Source organism: Streptomyces sp. NPDC102437 (genome assembly GCF_044765565.1).
Classification (GTDB): Bacteria; Actinomycetota; Actinomycetes; order Streptomycetales; family Streptomycetaceae; genus Streptomyces.
In genome coordinates this window covers 1-3,198 of record NZ_JBIWKI010000130.1, presented here as the reverse complement: position 1 = coordinate 3,198, position 3,198 = coordinate 1, and the positions used below count along the sequence as shown (strand labels likewise).

The 3,198-nt window shown below is 67.9% G+C and carries 3 protein-coding genes; all 3 read left to right on the top strand.

Translation table 11 applies throughout. From position 1 onward, the window contains the following. Positions 1–271 precede the first annotated feature (271 nt). The 3 genes from ACIRJP_RS42215 (at position 272) to ACIRJP_RS42205 (ending at position 3,187) form a co-directional block, all read left to right on the top strand. Entirely contained in the window at positions 272–1,393 is a 1,122-nt protein-coding gene (locus ACIRJP_RS42215; RefSeq protein ID WP_404186495.1) for a tyrosine-type recombinase/integrase, read from the top strand. Continuing rightward, on the top strand, positions 1,390–1,725 hold the full coding sequence (locus ACIRJP_RS42210) for a helix-turn-helix domain-containing protein (protein WP_404186493.1): 336 nt from the start codon (positions 1,390–1,392) through the stop codon (positions 1,723–1,725). The genes ACIRJP_RS42215 and ACIRJP_RS42210 overlap by 4 nt, the downstream gene beginning before the upstream one ends. 196 nt (positions 1,726–1,921) lie before the next feature. Further along, positions 1,922–3,187: a hypothetical protein gene (locus ACIRJP_RS42205; protein WP_404186491.1), complete on the top strand. Its 1,266-nt coding sequence runs from the start codon at positions 1,922–1,924 to the stop codon at positions 3,185–3,187. Positions 3,188–3,198: the final 11 nt, after the last annotated feature.

Below are 3,198 nucleotides of genomic sequence, written 5' to 3'. Positions count from 1 at the left end.
GCACGACGGCGGAGCTCAAGCGGGTATCGGGAAGGCCGTGCCATGACTCGATCCTTTCATGAAATCGAGCCTCTACTGAAACCGGGGCGGTTCACGTCGTTCCATCTCAGCTGGTTAGGAGGCTCGCTGAGCTCGATGAGCTGCCGTCCCGGATTTGAGGCTGTTTTCCTGAATTTCAGGAGTTGCTGCTGTAATTTACCTGTCCATGGCAGATCTCAGGACGCGCGTGCTCTCCCTCGTACCGCCGCCCAGCGAACCGTCGTCCGCAGACGTGGAGTTGCCGGGCGGCGAGCCGGGGCTGAGCGATGTGCTGTTGCTGCAGCGCCGGTACGCCGGCGGGGCCGACGAGGAGGACGAGCAGCTGTTCTTCATGGACACGCTGGTCGAGTACCAGTGGGCGCGGGATGTGGCGGGCCTGGCGTCCTCGACGCTGGACGGGCTGACGAAGCCGGTGATCGAGGTGTGCGACCACTACGGTGTGATGCCGTGGCGGTTGACGCCGCGTCATGTCGATGCCTACTTCGCCGGTGTCGGCAAGCGCCAGGCGCCGACGGTCCGGTCGAAGCTGAACCGGATCGACCACTTCTTCACGTTCCTGGAGCAGCGCTACGCGCACGAGATCTTCCGGCGGTTCGGGGCAGCGGTCGAGTCGCCGATCGATCCGTTCAACCGACACGCACACCGAGGCGACTTTGGCCTGCGGGTGCCGCCGTCGGCGCGAGCGGTTGGCGAGTTCTTCGCCGGCTGGCGGCGGGAACTGGCGCACGCCCGCAAGGAGGCGGTGGCGTGCAGGGACTACGTGATGTCGAAGTTGATCTACATATCCGGGGTGCGCGCTTCGGAACTGTGCCAGATGCGGATGAAGGACCTGCACTGGGAGGCGGGCGACTTCGGGCGGTTCGTCGTCCAGGGCAAGGGCGCCCGTGGGTCGGGGCCGCGGCAGCGCGAGGCGTTCCTGTTCGCCGAGGGCCGTGAGTTGCTGTGGTGGTACGTGGAGGAGGTGCGGGGGTTGTTCTCGGACGACCCGGAGCACCCTGAGTCGCCGGTTTGGCCATCGGAGCGCCTGGCCCGTGATCTGGGGGGCGGGCCGAGTCCGGTGGGGCCGGCGGTGACGACCTCGACGCTGCGGAAGGCGCTGGTGCGGGCCTCGGCGGCTCACCTGTCGGGTCCGGTCGAGCGGATCTTCCCGCATCTGCTTCGGCACGCTTGTGCCACACACCGCTACGAGGCGGGGATGTCGCTGTGGGAGGTGCAGAAGTTGCTTGGTCATGACTGGACGACGACCACGGTTCGGTACATTTTGTCTGCTCAGAGCGATCCGGAGATGGCGAGTCGGCGTTCGTCGAACAGGGCAGCACAGCGGTTGCGCGTGGATGCGGGGGGTCTGTCGTGAAGTGGAACCTGCGGTGGGCGGCGGCCAACCGGGGCATCTGGCGGCCCAGCGAGCTGATGCCCGTGTTCGAGGAAGTCGGGTTCACCCCGTCGCTGTCGAAGGTCTCCGCGCTCTGGTCGGGCACACCGGTGACGGTGCGGCTGGAGGATCTCGACCTGATCTGCGCCGCGCTGCAGTGCACGGTCGCGGATCTGCTGGTCGCCGAGCCCGTGGCCCGGAAGACTCCGGCTGCCCAAGGCGAGGAACTGGCGAAGGCCGCGGGAGAGCTGCCGCGGCCGTTGCCACGCCGGCCGAGCGGAGGGGGGCGGCCGAGGTCGCTCCCACCGAACTGAGGTGACCCGCCTACGCATACGCGTTCCTTCGCTGGGGCAGTGCGCGGGGTGTCTCGGCTGGGGGCCGCGGGTCCAGTCGCCGTTCTGTTCGCCGTGCCACCAGTGGCGCTCCAAGCGGTACCACCCGGCGGCCGAGTGCAGACGCTGCAAGCGGCTGTGGCGGATCAATAAAGAAGGATTCTGCCGCGCATGCGTCGTGGCGATCACCGAGTACGACGTGTCCTGGTACTACGAACCCGCCCAGGCCGCACGCCACCCGGTGTGGACCCAGCTCGCGTTCTGCCTGCCGGCATCCATCCGGCGGCCTGCGGTGCCCACCGGCACCTACCGGCTCCACTCCGACGGCCGCTACCAGACACCTGGCTGGGCACGCGCCCAGCGTCCCGCCGCCATCATGGACGACGGGCGGATCTGCCCGCCGGCAGTACGCGGACAGATGGCCATGTTTCCCCCGCCCTACCGACTGCTGGAGCACCACGCCGTCTTGCTCCGCGGCCGGCTCCAGGGCGATCTGGAACGACTGAAACCGCTGATCAACGAAGTACAGACCGAGCACCGCTTGAGCCGCACCTGGCGCGTCAGTGCCATGGATGCCTTGGCCCTCGCGCTGGCGGCCCGCGACGCCGCAGGTCAGGGCCTGGTCGACGCCGCCATCCTTGACGCCCTGCCTCACCAGCCCTCCGGAGTCACTGCGGTCCTGAACAAGGCTGGGCTACTGGCGCTTGGCCTCGATCACGGGGTGATTGTGCTGCCGCACGCCCAGCGGGCCCGCTCCCAACCTCAGCCACGAAGCTGCGATCACTGCCTTTCGTGGGGCCGAAACCAAATATGCGTCGCCTGTAGGCACTGGCGTCGCAGATTCGCTGACCAGCAGGGATGTTGCGGACGGTGTGGCGCCGGGCCTCTTCCTTTGCAGAACGGTCGATGCCGCGACTGCACGAGCCTTCGCCTGCGGCTGGGACCTGTCACCGAGGCCAGCACCTGGCGACAACTGCGGTTCGCCGGGCCGTCCCTCCCGGCGGGCGTCAGCGCACGTCGTCCCGAAGGCCACCGACTAGATCGACCGGTACTCGGCCCACCGGTCGTGCAACACGCGGGCCAGTTGACGATCTTCGAGGCGGAGCGGGACTGGCGCCCGCTGGTCAGCGCACTGCTGCCATCCCCGCTGCCTTCGGTGATGGCCATCCTGGCGGACTTCGCCCGATACACCGCAGAGCACCATTGGAGCCAGAAGTCCCACGAGTCCACAGCCCCGGTCCTACGGGTGGCCGCCACCTGGCTGGGCGCCGACACCACCTTCCACGAGGACGACCTGCGGGCGCTGAACCTCACGCGTCCCAGCAACGGTGGTCGCATCGGCGGGCTGATTGCCTTCCTGAGAAGCCGTTGTCGTACCGAGAGGTTCGGTTGCGGGTCGAACTTGGGTGCCCGGTTGAGTGATCGGCTCGTGGCCGGGGAATGAAAGCAGGGCCT